The sequence below is a fragment of the Ornithinibacillus sp. 4-3 genome, from assembly GCF_040958695.1.
Lineage (GTDB): Bacteria > Bacillota > Bacilli > Bacillales > Amphibacillaceae > CALAMD01.
The window spans coordinates 1913321-1933345 of record NZ_CP162599.1 but is presented as its reverse complement, the minus strand read 5'-3'; the positions used below and the strand labels follow the sequence as shown (position 1 = coordinate 1933345).

Genomic DNA, 20025 nt, shown 5'->3' with positions numbered 1-20025 from the left:
ATATGATAATTGTGAGGGATTAATTTGAATAAAATAAAATGTGAATGTGGGCACGTTAATCCGGAAGGTACGGTTCTTTGTGAATCGTGTGGTAAACCGATCGAAGAAAATCAACATTTAGATAAAAATAATAAGAAAAAATTATTAAACATGCGCTACGATGGAAGTGCAAGACGTTCACAAACATATAATCAATCCATCATTGATAAAACATGGAATTTTTTCTCTTCTGTAAAAGTGGGAGTATGGCTTATTGTTATTGCGTTGATTGCATCAGCATTAGGTACTATTTATCCGCAAGAGATGTATATTCCAGTAAATGCAGTAACTCGAGATCCTGCTATTTATTATGAAGCTCAATTTGGTTTGCCTGGGAAAATTTATTATCAATTAGGTTTTCATAATTTATATAGCTCATGGTGGTACATGCTATTGATTGCACTAATAGGTGTGTCATTAGTAATTTGTAGTATCGACCGTGTAGTACCGTTACATCGTGCATTAAAGCTTCAAAAGCCTAAGCGTCACGAAACATTTGTTAATCGTCAAAGATATTTTAGTGAAACAAAAGACGCATCAAAAGAAGATATTAATAAATTTGTGAATGGATTAAAGAAAGCGCGTTATCGCATCCATACAGAAGATGGACATGTGTTAGCAGAAAAAGGGCGTTTTTCTAGATGGGGTCCATATGTGAACCATATTGGATTAATTATTATCTTGCTCGCTGCAATGTTACGCATGACATCCTTTATGTTTTTAGATGAATATGTGTGGGTACGAGAAGGGCAACAAGTAGTTATCCCGGGAACTGACAATCAATATTTTATTGAAAATAAAAATTTTATTTTAGAAACATATGATCCAGAAAATGATGAGCGTTTTAGGGATGCACTAGAAAAACAGAATGAGATGGTTCCTAGTAATTTCCAAACAGATGTAATCATCTCAAAGGTTACTGGGGAAGAGTCTGGCGAACCGACACTTGAACCATTTATAGAAGATGAAATACGAATGAATCATCCATTAAAATTTGATGGATTTACACTTTATCAACAAGGTTATCAATTAAATGAGTTCTCTAATATGTCGTTTAAATTATATCGTACAGATGATGAAGCAGAGACAGCAATTGATACATTTACAATTGATTTAACGTCTCCAGAGCGTACGTATGAACTAGAAGATGGGATTGAAATTGAAGTTGCTCAATATTTCCCTGATTATGTACTAGATGATGGTGAACCACGTTCAGAGACTAATTTTCCAAGAAACCCAGCTTTTGTAATAAGGGTAAATGCACCAGATTTAGAGACATCAGAAGTTAGCTTTATAGGAATTGGTAAGAACATTGATGCTACAGGTGAAAACCAATACAAACTAGGTATTGTGGATTTTGAAACACATAATGTAAGTGGATTAACGGTAAGAAAAGATTATACATTGCCACTTTTTGGAATTGGAGCAGCAATCTTTATGATTGGAGTTATTCAAGGCATGTATTGGCAACATCGAAGAGTCTGGATCCATCCTAAAAACAATGATGTGCTTATTGCTGCACATACAAATAAAAACTGGTTTGGTATCAAACGTGATATAGAAACCGCTCTTAAAGACACAGATCTGAAAATGGTAATCGACCAACAAGACGAAGATGAAGATGAGGAAATTTAAAATCTATTCCATAGGAGGGATTATATGACTTTAGTAACATTGAGTGCAATATTTTTATATTCTGCATTTGGTCTTTATTCTATTGCAACAATCATGTTTGGATTATCATTTAAGGATAAAGAAACAAACAAGAAGAAGAGCCTAACTGGTACGATTGCTATTTGGCTAACCATTATTGGATTGGCCTCTCAAATCGGTTATTTTGTTACACGCTGGATAGTAAGTGGACATGCACCAATAAGTAATATGTTTGAATTTATGACATTCTTAGGGATGAGTATTGTACTTGCGTTTATTGTAATCTACTTTATTTATCGTTTGAATGTACTAGGATTATTTGCATTACCAATTGCATTAATTATTATCGCATATGCAAGTATGTTCCCAAGAGAGATATCACCATTGGTTCCATCATTACAGAGTCCATGGTTACCAATTCACGTATCAACGGTTTCTCTATCTCAAGGGATTCTAGGGATTAGTTTTGTCGCAGGATTAATTTATTTAATCCGCCAAATTGATCAATCAGTTCGTAGTAAAAAAACATTTTGGTTAGAGACAATTTTATTTACATTATTTGTTTTTGTTGGCTTTATTGTAATGACAACAACATTTAAAATTATGGATTATCAAGCAGTCTTTGAAGTAGACGTTATGGAGCTTGGCCAGGAAAGAACGGTGATGATGGAATATAATCTACCCGCCATTGCTGGACCAGCAGATGGAACTTTGTTAACTGAAGGTAAGCTAGATGGAATTATTAGTACGCCATCATGGATGCAAGGGAAAGATGCTCCAACTAAATTTAATACATTAATTTGGTCGATCATAGCTGGAAGTATTTTTTACATTTTAACTAGACTCATTTTAAGAAAACGTATAGGAGCAGCAATACAGCCGCATCTGATGAAAACAAAGCCAGATTTATTGGATGAAATTACATATCGTGCTATTGCAATTGGATTCCCGTTATTTACGTTAGGTGGACTTATCTTTGCTGCGATTTGGGCTCAAATCGCTTGGGATCGTTTCTGGGGATGGGATCCAAAAGAAGTTTGGGCATTGGTTACATGGTTTTTCTATGCTGCAATTCTTCATTTGCGTCTATCACGCGGATGGCATGGTGAAAAATCAGCATGGTTAGCAGTAATAGGTTTTGCAATCATTATGTTCAACCTAATTGTTGTAAACCTTGTATTAGCCGGACTTCATTCCTATGCATAACATGATTATATAAATAATTTATAAAAATAAGGGAAATGCAGCTAAACCTAGCCGTGTTTTCCTTATACTTTTTTTCAAACTTCGTTTATACTTTAGGGAGAATGATTTTAAGAGGTGATTCTATGAGCGATACTGCAAAAGTTTTAGTAGTGGATGACGAAGATCGTATTCGTCGATTAATAAAAATGTATTTAGAAAGAGAAAATTTTGAGATTGAAGAAGCAGACAATGGACAAACTGCGCTTGAGCTTGCATTACAAAATGATTATGATGCAATTATTTTGGACATCATGATGCCAGAAATGGATGGTATTGAAGTATGTCAAGAATTGCGAAAAGAGAAAAACACTCCTGTACTTATGCTCACTGCAAAAGGAGAAGAATCAAATAGAGTCCAAGGATTTGAAATTGGAGCAGATGATTATATTGTAAAGCCATTTAGTCCTCGTGAAGTAGTATTACGTGTAAAGGCTATTTTACGTCGTGTGAGCGAATTAAAATTAGTAGAGGCTGATATGTCTTCAAAAAATATTATCGCCTTCCCACACCTTACCATTGATCTAGATGCATACCGGGTCACAACACATGGTAAAGAGGTTAGTTTAACACCTAAAGAATATGAATTATTATGCTTTTTAGCTCAATCTCCTGATAAAGTTTACAAGCGGGAGGATTTATTAAAAGAAGTTTGGCATTATGAATTCTTTGGTGACCTTCGTACAGTAGATACACATATTAAACGTTTACGTGAAAAATTAATGAGTGTTTCAGAAGATGCTGCGAAAATGATTGTAACTGTTTGGGGTGTCGGATATAAATTAGAGGTAGATGATGAATAATGTTTTGGCGTAGCGTTGTTGGGAAACTAGCAATAACTATCTTATTACTAGTTTCCTTTGTTCTTTTTATTTTAACTGTGCTATTATTGCAATTTTTCGAAGGATTCCATGTGCAAGAAGCAGAAAGAGCAATGCTGCAAAACGCAACTAAGGTTTCTTATATGGTGGAGCAGCATGAGGAAGATCAAGTTATATTTGAAATGACAGAAAGAATTAAAGATCCTGCAAGCAGGGTAATGATAGTATTTAATGATGGAACATCTTGGCTGTCAGATTCAGCAAATAAAGGACTTTTAGAAATAGATGATGAATGGTTTATAAATAATGAAGATGTTGAAAAAGTACTAAATAATAATGAAGATTTACATAAGCAAATTATGCTACCAGATGAAAGTGAAGAAATCATGGTTGTTGGTACCCCGGTTGCTCATCATAGTGGAGCAATTTTTATTTTCCAATCCTTAGATATGATTGATCAAACAAGAGCAGAAACAACTAGAATTATTTTCTTAGCAGCTGGTATTGCAATCATTTTAACAACTATATTTGCTTTCTTTTTATCTACACGGATTACTTCACCACTTATCAAAATGCGAGAAGCTGCATTTGATTTAGCAAGAGGAGAATTTAAAACAAAAGTTCCTATTCTAACACATGATGAGATTGGTGAATTAGCTATCGCATTTAATAAGATGGGTAAACAATTAGACTTTCATATTAATGCGTTAAGGCAGGAGAAGGAGCAATTATCTAGAATTGTTCATTCCATGGCTGATGGTGTAATTACACTCAATCGTGAAGGAAATATTATGGTGGTTAATCCGCCTGCGAAAAAGTTTATTGAAGACTGGTATTATGAAAATAGCCTCCCAGTAGGTTCTGACAATGATCAATTACCTGAAGAATTAAAAGAAATCTTCACTAGAGTCATTCAAGGGGAGAAGGAAGTACTTCAGGAACTAAGTTTACAAGGTAGAAATTGGGTTATGATTATGACGCCATTATATGATCAGAAGAATGTTCGTGGTGCTGTAGCAGTAATTCGAGATATGACAGAAGAAAGAAGATTAGATAAGCTTCGTAAAGATTTTATTGCCAATGTATCCCATGAATTACGTACTCCAATTGCCTTACTTCAAGGATATAGTGAAGCAATTGTTGACGATATTGCGGAAACAAAAGAAGACAAAAATGAGTTAGCACAAATTATCTATGAAGAATCTTTACGTATGGGACGTTTAGTTAATGAATTATTGGATATGGGAAGAATGGAAGCGGGACATATTCAATTGAATAAAGAAATCATTGAAGTAGAATCATTTGTTGACCGAATTTATAAGAAATTTAAAGGAAGTGCAAATGATAATGGAATTGAGCTTACGCTAACAAAACAAATCACGAAAAAGGATGCTTTTATTGATATCGACCGCATTGAACAAGTATTTACTAACCTGATTGATAATGCGATTAATCACACGGAGTCAGGAGGAAACGTGGAGATTATTGTGAAGTATAACCATGAAGGAATGTATGTAGATATTGCGGATACTGGAAAAGGAATCCCAGAAGATGATTTGCCATTTGTTTTTGAACGTTTTTATAAAGCGGATAAATCCAGAACGAGAATGAAAAAAGGAACAGGCCTAGGCTTAGCAATTGCTAGAAATATTGTTGAAGCACATCATGGAAATATTACTGTAAAAAGTAAGGTAGATATTGGCACAACCTTTAGTTTTAGTATTCCAGAACAAAAGGAATAAGTAGAATATTTTTAATAACAACTTTATATGGATTAGATTTTGGTTTATTTACGATAAACATACGTGTTCGAAAAGGTCTTTTTTGTTGGACTTTTTGAACATCCTGTAAAAGGGAATCTAGTGAAAATCTAGAACTGTCCTCGCAACTGTAAGTAACTACGAAATAAGCAAAACCACTGTATACATGTATATGGGAAGGGCTTAAAGTAGGTTAGATGTTACAAGTCAGAAGACCTGCCAAAATCTATTTGTATCAATAACTCCGAGGAAAGAGCTATTGGCAAGACGAGGTTTGCATATTTTTGTGCATGAAATAATTCAGATTGTCAAACAGCTAGCTCTTAGACGAGTTAGCTGTTTTTTGATTTTATCCAGAATTTACATAAAAAGATTAAAGATATAGGATGGAGAGTGTAAAAGATGAAAAAAAGTTTACTACAAATGTTGTCATTACTTATTACAATTATGTTATTAGTAGGGTGTTCTTCTACAGAAGAAAACCAAAATCAAACGAATGATAACTCAAATAACACAGAACAATCTGCTGAAGAGAAAGCGGTTATTACAATTTCTCAAGATGAGGGAGACACAGTACTTACAGAGAAAGAAGTATCTTTTGAAGAAGGAGCCATTTTAATGGACGTGTTAAAGGAAAACTTCGAAATTGAAGAAACTGGCGGAATGATTACTGCTGTTGATGGTTTGGAAGCAGATGAAAGTGAAAAGAAAGCATGGATGTATTTTGTGAATGATGAAATGCCTATGGTAGGAGCTGCTGAATTTGAATTATCTGCAGGCGATAAAGTAAATCTCGATTTACAATCATGGGAATAATGTTCCGTGAATACTTATAAAATTACATTATTAGCTTTTCTAGCAGCAATTGCTATTGTCGGTCGAAATTTATTTGTATTTATTCCTGGATTTCAGCCTGCGACAGTAATTATTATGATCGCGGGTTTAATGTTAGGAAGTATTGCTGCAGTGATTCTAGCCTTATTGATTACAATTTTATCCAACCTTACCTTGGGAATGGGAATGTGGGCAATTGCTCAGATTATTTCCTGGGGGCTTATTGGTCTATTATCTGGTCTACTTGGAAGATACTTTAAGAAAATTCCTATTTATATATTAGTAATTTTATCCATTATTGCGGGATATTTTTATGGTTTTGTAATCTCTTTAATGACCTATCAGGTAACAGGGCATTTTTGGCCTTATTATGTAATGGGATTATCGCATGATACAAATCATGCCATTGGTAATGGTATTTTCATGGCGTTACTTTATCCAGTTATCGCTTATTTAATAAAGAGATATGCAAGCAATTATTTTCATCAATAAATCAAAGTTCAGTCTCTCGTTATATAAGAGGCCTGAACTTTTTTATTTAGAGGCTGTTCAAAAAGTCCAATAAAAATGACACATCATGCTAGTATCGGTGTTGAAATAGAACGTTGCGAATTTAACCGATGACGGTCCTTTTTGAACACGTATATTTAGAAAAATATGAATCTAAGTAATCCATTTAGATGTGAAAATATTTATGATATAGTTAGATAAAAATGTAACATTATATAAGGTTATTACGACATATATAGTGAGATTAATGGAGGACCTTATGAAAAATACTTTTGATCGAATATACGATGATTATCATCAAGAGTTATATCGATTTGTCTTTTATATGGTTAAAGATAAAGAAACTACCGAAGACCTTGTTCAAGAGGTTTATATACGAATACTTAAATCTTGGGATTCCTTTAGAGGAGATAGTAGTGAAAAAACTTGGATTTTCTCCATTGCTCGTCATGTAACAATTGATTATTTTCGTTCACAAAAGCGTAAAAGTGCTCGTTTTTTAGAGTTTTTTGATTGGGGAGAAAAGGGTGATTCTATTCCAACCCTAGCTCCATTACCTGAAGAGATAGCAGAGAAAAATGAAGATGCACAGAAGCTATATGCATATTTAGATAAATGTACAGTGGATCAACGAAGTGTACTAATTTTAAGATTTATTCATGATTTTTCAATTAAAGAAACGTCTGAAGCCTTAGGATTTAGTGAAAGCAAGGTAAAAACAACACAGCATCGAGCATTAAAGACGTTAAAAAAATATTGGCTAAATGATTTAGAAAGGGGGGAAAGCGCTTTATGAGGTCTTTTGATAAAGAAGAGAAAATAATTGTTCAAAAGCTACGGGAATTACCGAAAATAAAAGATGAAACGGATAAAGAAATTCTCTATAAGCGTATCTCCCAGAATATAAATAAGCCTGTTAAAAAACCTAAACGTCAAATTAAATATGTTCCCATTCTTGGATCTGCTTTTGCGTTAATATTACTTGCTTTTTTAATTCCATCATTTTTAAATAATGATTCGAAAGAAAATACATTACCTAATTCTGAACGTTCTGCAGAAAATTATTCGCTGCAAATGGATGAAGCACCACCTGAAGAGAGTGAAACAGAAGAAGAACCTTCCACTCAGCAGCAATCAGAGCCTGATAGGGATACAAATATAGAAGAAGATAACGAAACGGAAGAAGAAGCGGATGATGAAGTAGAATCCTCGGAGTCAGAGGATAGTGAAGAAATAGAGAATGATGATGGTATAGAGTCTTTAGAAAATAGAAATTTTGATGAAACGCTAGTGGTATCGTCAGTTGCTGAAAATGAAGTAATCGTCCATGCTGCATTAGCTGATAATCAGATCCAATATGTTATCCCACTTAGTTTTGTTGTATCTGCAGATGAGGATTTAGATACTATTTATAATAATTTGAGTAATCTTTTATCCGAAAATGCCTGGGGATTGACTCCTTTTCCATTAGAAGATGTAGAATTTGATGTAGACTTAGATAATAAAACTGTTGATATTGAGCTTCCAGAAGATTTCCAGCTTGGAGAAGGTGGAAGTAACTCAGCTGTATTTTCCAAAATATTATCTGCGATGTTCAATCCATATGGGATTGATAAAGTTGTATTTCATCCAGAAGATGAAGAAAGCTTTGAATTAGGAGCATTAAGCAATGATAACGAATTGGATTTAGAGAAAGAACCTGTAGCTAATTATAGAGTTTATCAAGCATCGAGTGATTCCAAGAAATTTCTAGTTCCAATTCCACAAGAAAATTTGTCATTAGAAGAATCTTTTGAGGAATTAAAGAAAGGTCTTGAGGATTATCATGTCTATGCAACTATTCCAGAAGAAGCGGAATTTACAATTGGTCAAGAAAATGAATTCTTGCGAGTGGAATTTCTAGAACCACTAACAACAATGGAAAATGAAGACATCATGCTGATGATCGAATCTATGCTTATGACAAGTAAAGAGCATGGCTTTACACAAGTTCAGTTTGAGAATACAGGAATTGAAAGTATAGGGCCATACCAAGTTTCAGAGCCAATCAAGGTACCTGAAGCAATCAACTTGATTAGATAGAACTGGTGAATAAAGAGTAGTATATGAATTGGTATACTACTCTTTTTTGACTTTTAAAATTTCTTCTCTTATGCTAAATAATAATACATTATGATTCGAAACTACTATTATAAAAACGAGGAGATGCTGCTTGTTATTCGAGAGTTTAATTTTAAAATGCACGGAAAAATTACATGAACAACGGACGAGTTCAGCAATTTTCCATTTATTAAAAGGAAGACGATCTACCCAAACCTTTCAAGATGCACGCCTATTCCAACTCACCAAATTTTATGGAATTTACCCATCTTTAAGAAGGCAGACATTTGATGAAAAAGTACATACTTTGCAAAATAAATCTGCTATCCAAATAACAGAAAGTAATATGATTGCTATTTTACCAGAAGGAATTAGGTTACTTTGTCAAGAAGAAAAGAATGTAGCCCTCTACTATTTTCATGGACTTAAATATTTTCAAACTGATCAACATTTTTATGAACGTATATTAATACTTATTCAAGTGTTAACGAATAAAAAGAAGAGACATTCTAAATACATTCCTATTATTGATAATCGTACGACTTTGCGCTGGATGAAGCATTTTCTCTCTAGCCATACAGATTCGATAGCTGCTTTATTAGAGAATGTATTTGCTGAATTACATATGCTTTTATCTCAATTGCCAGAAGTAGAAGCGGAAATGTTTGTTGATCGACTTACAGGCTTTAAAACATACGGCTTAAGTGAACAACAGCTAGCAAGAAAATATGAGCTTCCGCTAATTGATATCCCTCTCTACTTTATAGCAATTATTCATCAGCTATTAAAACTAATATTAGAAAATACATCCATGTATCCATTTTTTTATCAGTTAATAAGTGACTTATCAACCAGTGGCTTCATTACCAAATCCGCTAATGAAACCTATCGTTTATGGAGTCAAGGATATTCAATAGAGAAGATTATTGGTGTTAGAAATTTAAAAGAAAGTACCATTCAGGATCACTTTGTGGAAATTGCTTTATATCATCCTACCTTTCGTATAGATGAATTTGTAGACAATATCAAACAGCAGCAAATATTAGATGTAATTTCTAGTACAAAGGATATGAAATTAAAATCGATTAAAGACAAAGTATCATCCGATATTAGTTATTTTCAGATTCGCTTAATCATTGCTTCAAAAGTTCAATAGAGATAGGTTGTTTTATCATGCACAATCGAAAATTGGATACATATATAGAGCAATTTTATGGTTATACCTCGTTTCGGCCAGGCCAAAAGGAAATTATGGAGAGCATTCTGCAAAGACAGGATGTACTTGGTGTTCTTCCTACTGGTTCGGGAAAATCCTTATGCTATGAATTACCTGCACGTTTATTAAGCGGAACAACCATCGTTGTTTCTCCATTGATTGCACTTATGATTGATCAAGTAAAGCAGCTTAAGGCAAATGGAATGAAGCGGGTAGTTGCTTTAAATAGTTTTATGGATTATGCAGAACGACAAGATGTTTATCGGTATTTAGGGGAATATAAAATCATTTATATTTCTCCTGAGCTTATTCAAGCAGACCAAGTGTTAAATCGTTTGAAGAAAATAGATATTTCTTTATTTGTTATTGATGAAGCACATTGTATTTCTTTGTGGGGGCATGAATTTCGACCAGATTATTTAAAGCTTTCTCATGTGATTAAAGAGCTTGGAGATCCTACCGTTCTAGCATTAAGCGCAACCGCTCCAAGCAATATCCAAAAAGACATCATAGCAGCATTGAATAGACCGAATATGAAAAAACATATTTATCCAATTGATAAAGAAAATATTTGTTTTTCTATCCAACAGGTGGCACACGAACTAGAAAAGATAGATTTTCTAACAGATTTTTTGCAAAAGCATCATGTTCCAACATTAATCTATTTCTCCAGTAGAAATGTTTGTGAACAAGTGGCAGAGCAATTGTCCATTCAACTAACAAATAGAAAAGTTGCCTTCTATCATGGTGGAATGGAGCAAATGGATCGTTTAACGATTCAGCAACAGTTCATGGAGGATCAAATAGATATTATTTGTTGCACAAATGCATTTGGGATGGGGATTAATAAGCCAAATATCCGAGCTGTTATTCATTTTCATTTACCTTCTCAAATCGAATCTTTTATCCAAGAAATTGGGAGAGCGGGAAGAGATGGCGAACCAAGCCTTAGCATATTGCTTTATGCAGAGCATGACCAGCTACTACCTAGAAGAATCATTACAAATGAATTGCCTACGAAGGAACAGATCACTGTAGTCTTCCAGCAATTAAAGCAGCTAGCTTTACAGAAGCAATTACTGCCAAAACAGGTGAAAGAAATAGAAAAAATGCTTGGCATAGAAGAAATTCATTGGCGATTTATCAACTACCATTTAGAAAAAAATGATATAATAAAAAATAATCAGATTATCTATCAAGCAACACATTGGCAAAATGTTTTTGAGCACATTGTAGATATGAGAATAAATCGATTAAATATAAAACAAAATCAGCTTTTCGCAATGCTAGATTGGGTTCATGAAACAGACTGCTTACGAGAAAGCTTATATAAGGGCTATCAAGATACATATGATAAACCAGAGCAGCATTGCTGTAGTAATTGTGATTTCGTATTAGAACAATGGGAACCCCCTCAAGCATTAAGAGAGATCCGAACATCTCATCAGGATTGGCAAAGAAAATTAAAAGCATTATTACTAATCGGAGAAAATGATGAAACAGAGTGAAATTGTAAAACAATTAACAGATAAAGAATTAATGATTCAAGTGATTTTTTCACAGCTTGTTTTTATTACAATCAGTATTATCTCAAGCTTTCTTCTTTTCGAACATTTTACAGATTGGCTTGATTATTTCAGCTTTAATGACAAAGCGATCATCTATTATGGAGTTATTCCAGCATTGATTGTTGTCTCTATTGATATTATTTTAAGTCTTGTTTTACCGAAGCATCTTCTGGATGATGGAGGTATAAATGAAAAATTATTTAAAACAAGAACGGTAACAGAAATTATCTTTATTGCAGCAGTTGTTGCGATAGCAGAAGAATTATTATTTCGCGGTGTGATTCAAACCACTTTTGGTTTTATAATTGCAAGTGTAGTATTTACCCTTGTACATATTCGTTATTTAAAGAAGCCCATTTTATTAATTTCAGTTTTGATCCTAAGTTTTTATTTAGGATATGCTTATGAGGTAACAGGTAATTTGCTTGTTACAATCACTGCACATTTTATCATCGACCTATTACTCGGTTTGTTTATTAGGTTTCAGAAATGAGGTGTATGCATTGGATACAGACAAGAATAAAAGTGAAGACCAAGCAACACAATTAAAAAAATTAGTAAATGAATTAAATAATGATGTACCTACCGATAATCAGCAGATTCAAATAGATAGTAATGCACTTTTTCGAGAAACAAATGAAGATCCAATCATAGATATTTTAAATTTACCGCCTCGTAAAGAAGTGCATCAAGAAAATACAAAACGTGCTCGTTTAAAGATGATGGGTCGTCCATTAAGTCGGTTTATCTTTGTTTGTGTTATTTTAGTTCTAATTTTAGGCGTAGCTTATTACTTTTGGAATGATGAATTAATGAATCTCTTTACGCTTTAAAAAAGTTATGAAATAAGGGGAGCGAATAAATGGATTTAAAATTAGCAAATAAAGTTGCTTTGGTTGTAGCTTCAAGTCAAGGATTAGGAAAAGCAGTTGCCACACAGCTTGTAAAAGAAGGCACAAATGTTATGATTACGAGTCGTAATGCTGAAAAGCTCCAAGCTGTTAAAGAAGAATTGACAGCTCTTCAAGCAGGAAGCGTTGAATATTATCCTGCTGATATTACAAAGGTAGAGGATATTAAAGCATTAGTAGCTAAAACACGCGAAGTATTTGGCAAAATAGATATCCTAGTGAACAATGCTGGTGGCCCCCCTGGAGGTACCTTCGATCAATTTTCTGATGAAGATTGGCAAAAAGCTTTTGAATTGAATCTATTTAGCTATATTCGTATGATTCGCGAAGTTTTACCTGATTTAAAGCAAGAGGGAGGAAAGATTATTAATATTGCATCTTCCTCTATTAAACAGCCGATTTCTGGTTTGATTCTTTCGAATACTTTCCGTACAGGGATTGTAGGCTTGGCTAAATCATTAGCCGAAGAATTAGCTCCTTATAATATTTTAGTGAATACTGTAGCGCCAGGTAGAATTTATACAGATCGGATTGAATATTTGGACCAGTTGAAGGCAGAAAGACTGCAGATAACTGTAGATGAAGTTCAGGAACAAGCTTTGAAATCAATTCCTCTTGCAAGATTCGGAACACCAGAGGAATTTGCTAATGTGGTTACATTTATGGCGTCTGAAGCTAGTAGCTATGTAACTGGAAGCTCTATTATTGTTGATGGTGGTTCTGTAAAATCAATATAAGAAAACATGTTAACGGAGAAAAAAATGACAAAAAATATTACAATTACAGGTTATGGTGTAGTAGCAAGAGAACTTATTCAGTTAATAGATCAGTCAAAGGATAACCTTCTAAAAAAGTATGGTGTTGAATTTAAGGTGAGTGCGATCGGAAGTAGTCAAGGCATGATCACAGCAACAGAGGGTATTGATTTAGCTATGCTATTAAAATTTGGTACAGGCTCAAGTGCGCTAAAACAATATGCTAAAGCAACACAACAATCATTACTTCCTACTCGTATGATTGGCGATGTCTTAGTAGAGTGTTCACCAACGAATACGGAAACGGGTGGTGCTGGTTTAGTTTATTTTAACGAGGCAATGGATGCACAGATGGATATTGTTTCCGTAGCGAAGGGCGCTTTAGTTCATTCCTTTAAAGAAATTCAGCAGAAAGCCAAAGATAACAAAGTTCGTATTAAATATAGTGGTGCAACAGCAGCAGCTTTACCAACATTAGATATTGGTGAATTTAGCTTAGCTGGAACAACAATTACTAAAATAGAAGGAGTGCTTAATGGTACTTCTAACTATATTTTAAGTGCGATGGATGAAAGTCAGTTGAGCTTTACTGAGGCATTGAAAATTGCTCAGGAAAATGGGATTGCTGAATCTAATCCAAAATTGGATGTAGCAGGTTTTGATAGTGCTGCAAAGATACTTTTATTGACTAATGGCTTATTGGAAAAAGATTTTTCCATACAAGATGTAGAAATAACTGGTATTGAGAATATATCAAAAACAGATATTGAGCTTGCTAAACAGGCAGGTAAAACCATTAAATTATTAGCTCAAGCAGTGGTGGAAAAAGATGAAGTTCGCATGGAAGTAAAACCATGTGCAATAGAACTAACCCATCCACTCGCACATATACATGGAACGAATAAAGGCATTGTTTTTGAAACAATTGAAATGGGTACGATTTGTACAACTGGTGGAGCATCACATCCACGCGGTGCAGCAGCTGCTGCTTTAAAAGATCTAATCAACTTGTATCGTAAAGACATGTTATAAAATAGGCTCAGATTACCCGTTAGGTTCATAGCTACTTAACGGGTTTTTTTGGCTGTTTTTTCACACACAAATGTATTACATTTACGATATAATATAAAATGTATTCACTGCTACTGGACAGATCAAGGAGAGGAAAGAAAGCTTTTGTATCTAATTGCAATTATGATCATCTGTTGCTTGCCGATGATATTTATTTTATGGATGATTTTTAAAGCTCATCATGATGTACTTGATTTTGTTATGATCAAAGATAAAAGATTACCTGCCGGGTTTGAGGGATTTAAAATTTTTTTCATTACAGATATTCATCGACGAAAGATTAAGGCAAAAACATTAGATGCTATTACGGACTCCATAGAACTTGTCCTTATCGGAGGAGATATGACAGAACATGGTGTTCCATTAGATAGAACTAAACAAAACCTGCAGCTATTAAAACGTTTTAATGTGCCGATTTATTTTGTATGGGGAAATAATGATTTAGAAGTTAACCAGCAGCAATTAATGGATTTATTTGCAGCGTTTGATGTAATTATACTTGCTGATGATTTTAGAAAAATCACTCGTAATGGCAGTAGCATGCAGCTTATTGGTTTTAATTTCTATGAAGAACCACAATATCGATACCAAATACCTTGGGAAGATATAGATGGATATTCATTACTACTTACACATACACCACGTTCTTTTTACTTTCAGACACCTTATATCCAATATAAGATTCAAACGGTTTTAGCAGGCCATACACATGGGGGGCAAATTCGCTTATTTAATAAAGGATTGTATTCTCGTGGGGGATTAAAATATTATAATCATACAAATGTATTTGTAAGTGAAGGCTACGGCTATACCGCATTACCCTTTCGCCTACAAACAAATGCAGAGTGTCATGTGGTTACACTAAGTAATATTGATTGATTCATAATAATCACAGTGTATACTAAATCATGGAGACAAATTTTAATCATATATCAAGATAGAAAGAATAATAGAATATTTTTTTGAATTTTTCTAAAGGAAGTGCAGATATAAAATGAGTATTGAAAATACAATTATTATAGGTGCGGGGCCATGTGGAATGTCCTGTGCTTTAGAATTACAGGCTAGAGGTATTAATCCACTTATTATTGAAAAAGGAAATATTGTACATACCATTTATAATTTCCCAACACATCAAGAGTTTTTTAGTACGAGTGAGAAATTAGAAATTGGAAATATTCCTTTTATTACAGAAAGACAGAAGCCTGTACGATCTCAGGCTTTAGCATATTACCGAATGGTTGCAATGCGCAATGATTTACGTATCCATTCCTATGAAGAAGCAAAGACTATTCATAAAATAGATGAACATTTTCAAATTATCGTAGAAGATCAATACGGAAATGAGAAGAGTTATACAGCGAAGCATGTAATTATCGCAACAGGCTATTATAATCAATTCAATTTAATGGATGTAGAAGGAGAGGACCTTCCTAAAGTTTCCCATTATTTTAAAGAAGCACATCCTTTTTATAAGAAGAAAGTTGTTATTGTGGGTGGAAAGAATTCAGCAGTTGATGCTGCACTAGAATTGCATAAAGCAGGAGCAGAAATAACTGTATTATATCGAGGAGATGTATATTCAAGTAGTATTAAGCCTTGGATTCTTCCGTTTTTTGATTCATTGGTGCGCAATGAAGAAATTCAACTAGAATTTAATGCAAAAGTAAGTAAGATTACTCCGACAACTTTGCATTATCAAGTGAATGGTCAAGAGAAGGAAATTGAAAATGATTTTGTTTTCGCCATGACTGGTTATCAGCCTAATATCAAATTTTTAACACAAGTAGGCGTAGATGTTGATTTTGTCAGTGGAGTTCCAGTATACAATGAAGAAACTTATGAAACCAATATTCCAGGGATTTATATTGCAGGAGTAGTGGCTGCCGGATTTAATAATAATGCAATCTTTATTGAAAATGGGCGTTTTCATGGTGAAAAGATTGCTGAATCCATTATTGGAAAATAAAAAGACAATAATTATTTAAAAGAGGATGTTTAAAAAATTCGGTTAAAATGACTCATCGACCAGAAAAAACTTCAACTAAATTTTGATGTGATCCTTTTCATCCTCCCTTTAATCACGCATTAAAAAGCATGAATTTGACTTTTGTCAATCTCATGCTTTTTTTGTATAAAGAGAGATATTAATAAAACATGCATAAATAATCTTCTTAGTAAAAAAATAGCAATAGATTTGATTGTTAATTCAGGAGGAAGATGATATGCAGAAAAAAAATAGAAATACATGGTTATGGATACTTTTGATATTTATGTTTGTGTTAGTAACACCTTATGATAATACTGGTGATGCGTTTAGCGAACAAGTATTGCAACATGGAGCAATTGGAGAAGATGTTATTGAGCTACAGTCAAGATTGAAGCATATTGGTTTCTATACAGGAGAAATTGATGGTGTGTTTGGTTGGAGAACTTATTGGGCATTACGTAATTTTCAATATGAATTTGGTTTACCAATCGATGGCATGGCTGGAGCAAGTACAAAAAATAAATTAACCAATGTAACTGAGTACAATGGCAATACCACGCAGCAAGGATCAGGTGGATCGCAAGGAGGAAATAGTCAACCCACACATTCTGTGAATGTTCCTCAAGGATTTTCACAAAATGATATTCAATTGATGGCAAATGCTGTATACGGTGAAGCCCGTGGTGAACCATACGAAGGGCAAGTAGCAGTTGCTGCAGTAATTTTAAATCGTGTAAATGGGCCTTCGTTTCCAGATTCAGTAGCAGGAGTGATTTTTGAACCACGCGCCTTCACGGCTGTTGCAGATGGGCAAATATGGCTCACACCAAACGAAACAGCTAGACAAGCGGTATTAGATGCAATCAATGGTTGGGATCCTTCAGGAAATGCAACCTATTATTTTAACCCAGACACAGCAACATCTGCGTGGATTTGGACTAGACCACAAATTAAACAAATTGGAAAACATATCTTTTGTAAATAAGGAGGGAAACATATAATGATTCGGTGGATATTAATCGCATTGTTAGCAGTCATTGGTATTGGTACAGGCTATTGGGGCTATCTAGAGCACCAAGAAAAAAATGCCATATTAATTCAAGCAGAAAATACGTATCAACGTGCTTTTCATGATCTTTCCTATCGAATGGATTTACTCCAAGATAAACTTGGCTCTACTTTAGCTATGAGCAGTGAAGATCAATTATCTAATCAGCTTATTGAAATATGGCAATTGACTGCCCAGGCTCATACAGATGTTGGGCAATTACCACTCTCTTTATTACCTTTTCACCAAACAGTAGAATTTCTTACATCAATTGGTGATTTTACTTATCGTACTGCAACAAGAGATTTAGAGGAAGAGCCATTAACAGATGATGAAGTGACAACGCTTCATCAATTATATAAACAAGCGACAACAATGAAAGATGAATTACGAGAAGTTCAACACTTAACATTAAAAAATAATTTACGATGGATGGATGTACAGCTTGCATTAGCCAATGAAGAAGAACCAATGGATAGCACGATTATTGATGGCTTTGAAACTGTAGATAAACATGTTTCTGGTTTTACCAGTGATAATTCATTTTCTTCACTCAGTCCAAGTCAATCTGAGAAAAAGATATATCAATCATTAGATGGAAAAGTGCTTAGTGAACAGGAGATTTTAGAAAAGAGTAAGAACGTGTTTAGTGTTAATGATGAAACAGAGTTAACCGTATCAAAAAGCAGTGATGGTGCAGATGTTCCGATGTATACAGTAACATACAAGGATGAAGAAAAAAGTGCATATGCTGATTTGATTGAGGATGGCGGACATATCCTGTCCTTACTCATTCATCGACCATTCTCAGAAAAAAGTATTAGTTTACATGATGGGTATCTTGAAGCCGAAAAATTTGTAGAAAATCAACAATTTCAAAATATGAAGCTTTCTAATAGTAGTGAATATGATCAAATTGGTGTGTACACCTTTGTATATGAACAGGATGGTGTTCAAATCTATCCAGATTCGGTAGAAGTTAAAGTGGCTTTAGATAGCGGAGAAGTGATCGGATTTTCTGGAAAGAATTTTTTAATTAATCATCATGAACGCGAAATTAACGAACCTGAGTTAACATTAGACGAAGCAAAAACACATGTGAATCCGAATGTCGAAATCATGGAACAGAAATTAGTAATAATGGAAAATACACAAAAAGAAGAAATATTAACATATGAGTTTATTGGAACACTTGATAATGATATTTATCGCATTTTTATCAATGCAGATAATGGGAAGGAAGAAGAAGTAGAAAAAATATCTGGTCCAGAAGCTGTTTTTACGGAGTAAACAGTATTTTATCTAAATAATTTCATTCCAGATCAAAAAAATTAGTAAAAGAGAATTTTTTCTTTCTCTTTTGCTAATTTTTTGTAATAATGGGTATTAGGAATTGCATCTTAGAATTGAAAGTTTATATTAAAGAGAAAAATCAATGTTTTTAGTCTAAAAGTACTATTCAGAAGTTTGTGATTCTATAGATTTCAGATTATATTGATTTTTCGTTTAGTTATATGGGTAAAGGTAAATTTTTATTGAGCGCTTGATTAAAAAACGGATAGATTACTTGCTTGTTTTTTATGCTTTAGCATATCCTCATATCCTTACGAGCTAAGAGTATAGCCTGTGTTTTTCGTTCTGGATGAATAAGTTACTAATTCACTTAAATGGTAATTTTATAAATTTTTGTGGTATTATTTATATAAGCATATTTGCAAAGTCTTTAAGATAGATGTTAGACAGCGAGAGGAATGAATGTAGGATTGAATAGTAAATTAACAATTGCCATTGATGGTCCAGCAGCAGCGGGGAAGAGTACCGTATCAAAAATTGTTGCGACAAAACTTGGATATATCTATATTGATACTGGAGCAATGTATCGAGCAATAACATTAAAAGCAATAAATGAAAATATTCATTATGATAATGAAGATAAACTAACAGCTGTCCTGTTAGAAACTTCCATTGAATTAAAACAATCTAACACAGGACAAAAGGTATTTCTTGATGGGAAAGATGTTTCTCTTGAAATTCGTTCTGAAAAAGTAACCCATGCTGTATCGCAAATTGCAAAGCATTCGAAAATTCGAGAGATTATGGTAGAAAAACAGAAGGCATTTGCTAAACAAGGTGGCGTAGTGATGGATGGAAGAGATATTGGAACACACGTCCTACCAAATGCCGAATTGAAATTCTTTTTAATTGCTTCCGCTGAAGAAAGAGCTAAAAGACGTCATCAGGAAAATATAGAAAGAGGCTTTACTTCTGATTTAGAAAATATTAAAAATGAGATTATTGAGCGAGATTTACAAGATACAAAACGTAAAGTTGCGCCACTAATCAAAGCAGAAGATGCTATAGAAGTTGATACGACTTCCATGTCCATTGATGATGTAGCTAGTTTTATTCTGGATAAAGTTAATAACTATTCATAGAGATACATACTATATTTAATACCTATATAAAAACTGGGTTATAGTTATTTACTAAGCTTGTCAAATAATGAA

General features: G+C 33.7%; 19 protein-coding genes and 1 riboswitch. All 19 genes read left to right on the top strand.

The window, feature by feature from the left end; genetic code table 11:
• Positions 1-24: 24 nt before the first annotated feature.
• The 19 genes from AB4Y30_RS09435 (at position 25) to cmk (ending at position 19953) form a co-directional block, all read left to right on the top strand.
• Positions 25-1674 carry a cytochrome c biogenesis protein ResB gene (locus AB4Y30_RS09435; RefSeq protein WP_368651989.1) on the top strand — a complete coding sequence of 550 codons (1650 nt, stop codon included), beginning with the start codon at positions 25-27 and terminating at the stop codon, positions 1672-1674.
• Between the two features lie 24 nt (positions 1675-1698).
• The gene (ccsA, locus tag AB4Y30_RS09430) at positions 1699-2898 is read left to right on the top strand and encodes a cytochrome c biogenesis protein CcsA (protein ID WP_368651988.1); all 1200 of its coding nucleotides are present in this window, start codon (positions 1699-1701) and stop codon (positions 2896-2898) included.
• Positions 2899-3020: 122 nt separating this feature from the next.
• Entirely contained in the window at positions 3021-3737 is a 717-nt protein-coding gene (locus AB4Y30_RS09425) for a response regulator transcription factor (protein ID WP_368651987.1), read from the top strand.
• Positions 3737-5497: an ATP-binding protein gene (locus AB4Y30_RS09420; protein WP_368651986.1), complete on the top strand. Its 1761-nt coding sequence runs from the start codon at positions 3737-3739 to the stop codon at positions 5495-5497. Before AB4Y30_RS09425 ends, AB4Y30_RS09420 begins: the two co-directional genes overlap by 1 nt.
• A 66-nt stretch (positions 5498-5563) precedes the next feature.
• Positions 5564-5754: riboswitch (cobalamin riboswitch) on the top strand.
• 163 nt (positions 5755-5917) lie between these two features.
• Positions 5918-6331, top strand: coding sequence for a DUF4430 domain-containing protein (locus AB4Y30_RS09415; protein WP_368651985.1), 414 nt, complete (start codon positions 5918-5920; stop codon positions 6329-6331).
• 6 nt (positions 6332-6337) lie between these two features.
• Entirely contained in the window at positions 6338-6841 is a 504-nt protein-coding gene (locus tag AB4Y30_RS09410) for an ECF transporter S component (RefSeq protein WP_368651984.1), read from the top strand.
• A 277-nt stretch (positions 6842-7118) separates the two neighbouring features.
• On the top strand, positions 7119-7655 hold the full coding sequence (locus tag AB4Y30_RS09405) for an RNA polymerase sigma factor SigX (protein WP_368651983.1): 537 nt from the start codon (positions 7119-7121) through the stop codon (positions 7653-7655).
• A complete protein-coding gene (locus AB4Y30_RS09400; RefSeq protein ID WP_368651982.1) occupies positions 7652-8941 on the top strand; it encodes a hypothetical protein in 1290 nt (429 codons plus the stop codon). Before AB4Y30_RS09405 ends, AB4Y30_RS09400 begins: the two co-directional genes overlap by 4 nt.
• 130 nt (positions 8942-9071) lie before the next feature.
• Positions 9072-10115: a helix-turn-helix domain-containing protein gene (locus AB4Y30_RS09395; RefSeq protein ID WP_368651981.1), complete on the top strand. Its 1044-nt coding sequence runs from the start codon at positions 9072-9074 to the stop codon at positions 10113-10115.
• Positions 10116-10132: 17 nt separating this feature from the next.
• Entirely contained in the window at positions 10133-11683 is a 1551-nt protein-coding gene (locus tag AB4Y30_RS09390; RefSeq protein WP_368651980.1) for an ATP-dependent DNA helicase RecQ, read from the top strand.
• Positions 11670-12236 (top strand): lysostaphin resistance A-like protein, encoded by a 567-nt coding sequence (locus AB4Y30_RS09385; protein WP_368651979.1) that lies wholly within the window; start codon positions 11670-11672, stop codon positions 12234-12236. The genes AB4Y30_RS09390 and AB4Y30_RS09385 overlap by 14 nt, the downstream gene beginning before the upstream one ends.
• Before the next feature lie 10 nt (positions 12237-12246).
• The gene (locus tag AB4Y30_RS09380) at positions 12247-12576 is read left to right on the top strand and encodes a hypothetical protein (protein WP_368651978.1); all 330 of its coding nucleotides are present in this window, start codon (positions 12247-12249) and stop codon (positions 12574-12576) included.
• 29 nt (positions 12577-12605) lie between these two features.
• A complete protein-coding gene (locus tag AB4Y30_RS09375; RefSeq protein ID WP_368651977.1) occupies positions 12606-13391 on the top strand; it encodes an SDR family oxidoreductase in 786 nt (261 codons plus the stop codon).
• 24 nt (positions 13392-13415) lie between these two features.
• Positions 13416-14441, top strand: a complete 1026-nt coding sequence (locus tag AB4Y30_RS09370; RefSeq protein WP_368651976.1) for a homoserine dehydrogenase — start codon at positions 13416-13418, stop codon at positions 14439-14441.
• A gap of 144 nt (positions 14442-14585) precedes the next feature.
• Positions 14586-15359, top strand: coding sequence for a metallophosphoesterase (locus AB4Y30_RS09365; protein WP_368651975.1), 774 nt, complete (start codon positions 14586-14588; stop codon positions 15357-15359).
• Between the two features lie 115 nt (positions 15360-15474).
• On the top strand, positions 15475-16449 hold the full coding sequence (locus AB4Y30_RS09360; protein WP_368651974.1) for a YpdA family putative bacillithiol disulfide reductase: 975 nt from the start codon (positions 15475-15477) through the stop codon (positions 16447-16449).
• Between the two features lie 304 nt (positions 16450-16753).
• A complete protein-coding gene (gene sleB, locus AB4Y30_RS09355; protein ID WP_368655210.1) occupies positions 16754-17455 on the top strand; it encodes a spore cortex-lytic enzyme in 702 nt (233 codons plus the stop codon).
• Between the two features lie 15 nt (positions 17456-17470).
• The gene (gene ypeB / locus AB4Y30_RS09350; RefSeq protein ID WP_368651973.1) at positions 17471-18808 is read left to right on the top strand and encodes a germination protein YpeB; all 1338 of its coding nucleotides are present in this window, start codon (positions 17471-17473) and stop codon (positions 18806-18808) included.
• Between the two features lie 473 nt (positions 18809-19281).
• The gene (gene cmk / locus AB4Y30_RS09345) at positions 19282-19953 is read left to right on the top strand and encodes a (d)CMP kinase (protein WP_368655209.1); all 672 of its coding nucleotides are present in this window, start codon (positions 19282-19284) and stop codon (positions 19951-19953) included.
• The last annotated feature ends 72 nt before the right edge of the window (positions 19954-20025 follow it).

Coding starts and splice junctions, on each gene's coding strand:
- AB4Y30_RS09390 (WP_368651980.1), top strand. CDS start 10,133: ATGCACAATCGAAAATTGGATACATATATAGAGCAATTTTATGGTTAT.
- AB4Y30_RS09360 (WP_368651974.1), top strand. CDS start 15,475: ATGAGTATTGAAAATACAATTATTATAGGTGCGGGGCCATGTGGAATG.
- AB4Y30_RS09415 (WP_368651985.1), top strand. CDS start 5,918: ATGAAAAAAAGTTTACTACAAATGTTGTCATTACTTATTACAATTATG.
- sleB (WP_368655210.1), top strand. CDS start 16,754: ATGTTTGTGTTAGTAACACCTTATGATAATACTGGTGATGCGTTTAGC.
- AB4Y30_RS09405 (WP_368651983.1), top strand. CDS start 7,119: ATGAAAAATACTTTTGATCGAATATACGATGATTATCATCAAGAGTTA.
- AB4Y30_RS09375 (WP_368651977.1), top strand. CDS start 12,606: ATGGATTTAAAATTAGCAAATAAAGTTGCTTTGGTTGTAGCTTCAAGT.
- ccsA (WP_368651988.1), top strand. CDS start 1,699: ATGACTTTAGTAACATTGAGTGCAATATTTTTATATTCTGCATTTGGT.
- AB4Y30_RS09385 (WP_368651979.1), top strand. CDS start 11,670: ATGAAACAGAGTGAAATTGTAAAACAATTAACAGATAAAGAATTAATG.
- AB4Y30_RS09425 (WP_368651987.1), top strand. CDS start 3,021: ATGAGCGATACTGCAAAAGTTTTAGTAGTGGATGACGAAGATCGTATT.
- ypeB (WP_368651973.1), top strand. CDS start 17,471: ATGATTCGGTGGATATTAATCGCATTGTTAGCAGTCATTGGTATTGGT.
- AB4Y30_RS09400 (WP_368651982.1), top strand. CDS start 7,652: ATGAGGTCTTTTGATAAAGAAGAGAAAATAATTGTTCAAAAGCTACGG.
- AB4Y30_RS09420 (WP_368651986.1), top strand. CDS start 3,737: ATGTTTTGGCGTAGCGTTGTTGGGAAACTAGCAATAACTATCTTATTA.
- AB4Y30_RS09370 (WP_368651976.1), top strand. CDS start 13,416: ATGACAAAAAATATTACAATTACAGGTTATGGTGTAGTAGCAAGAGAA.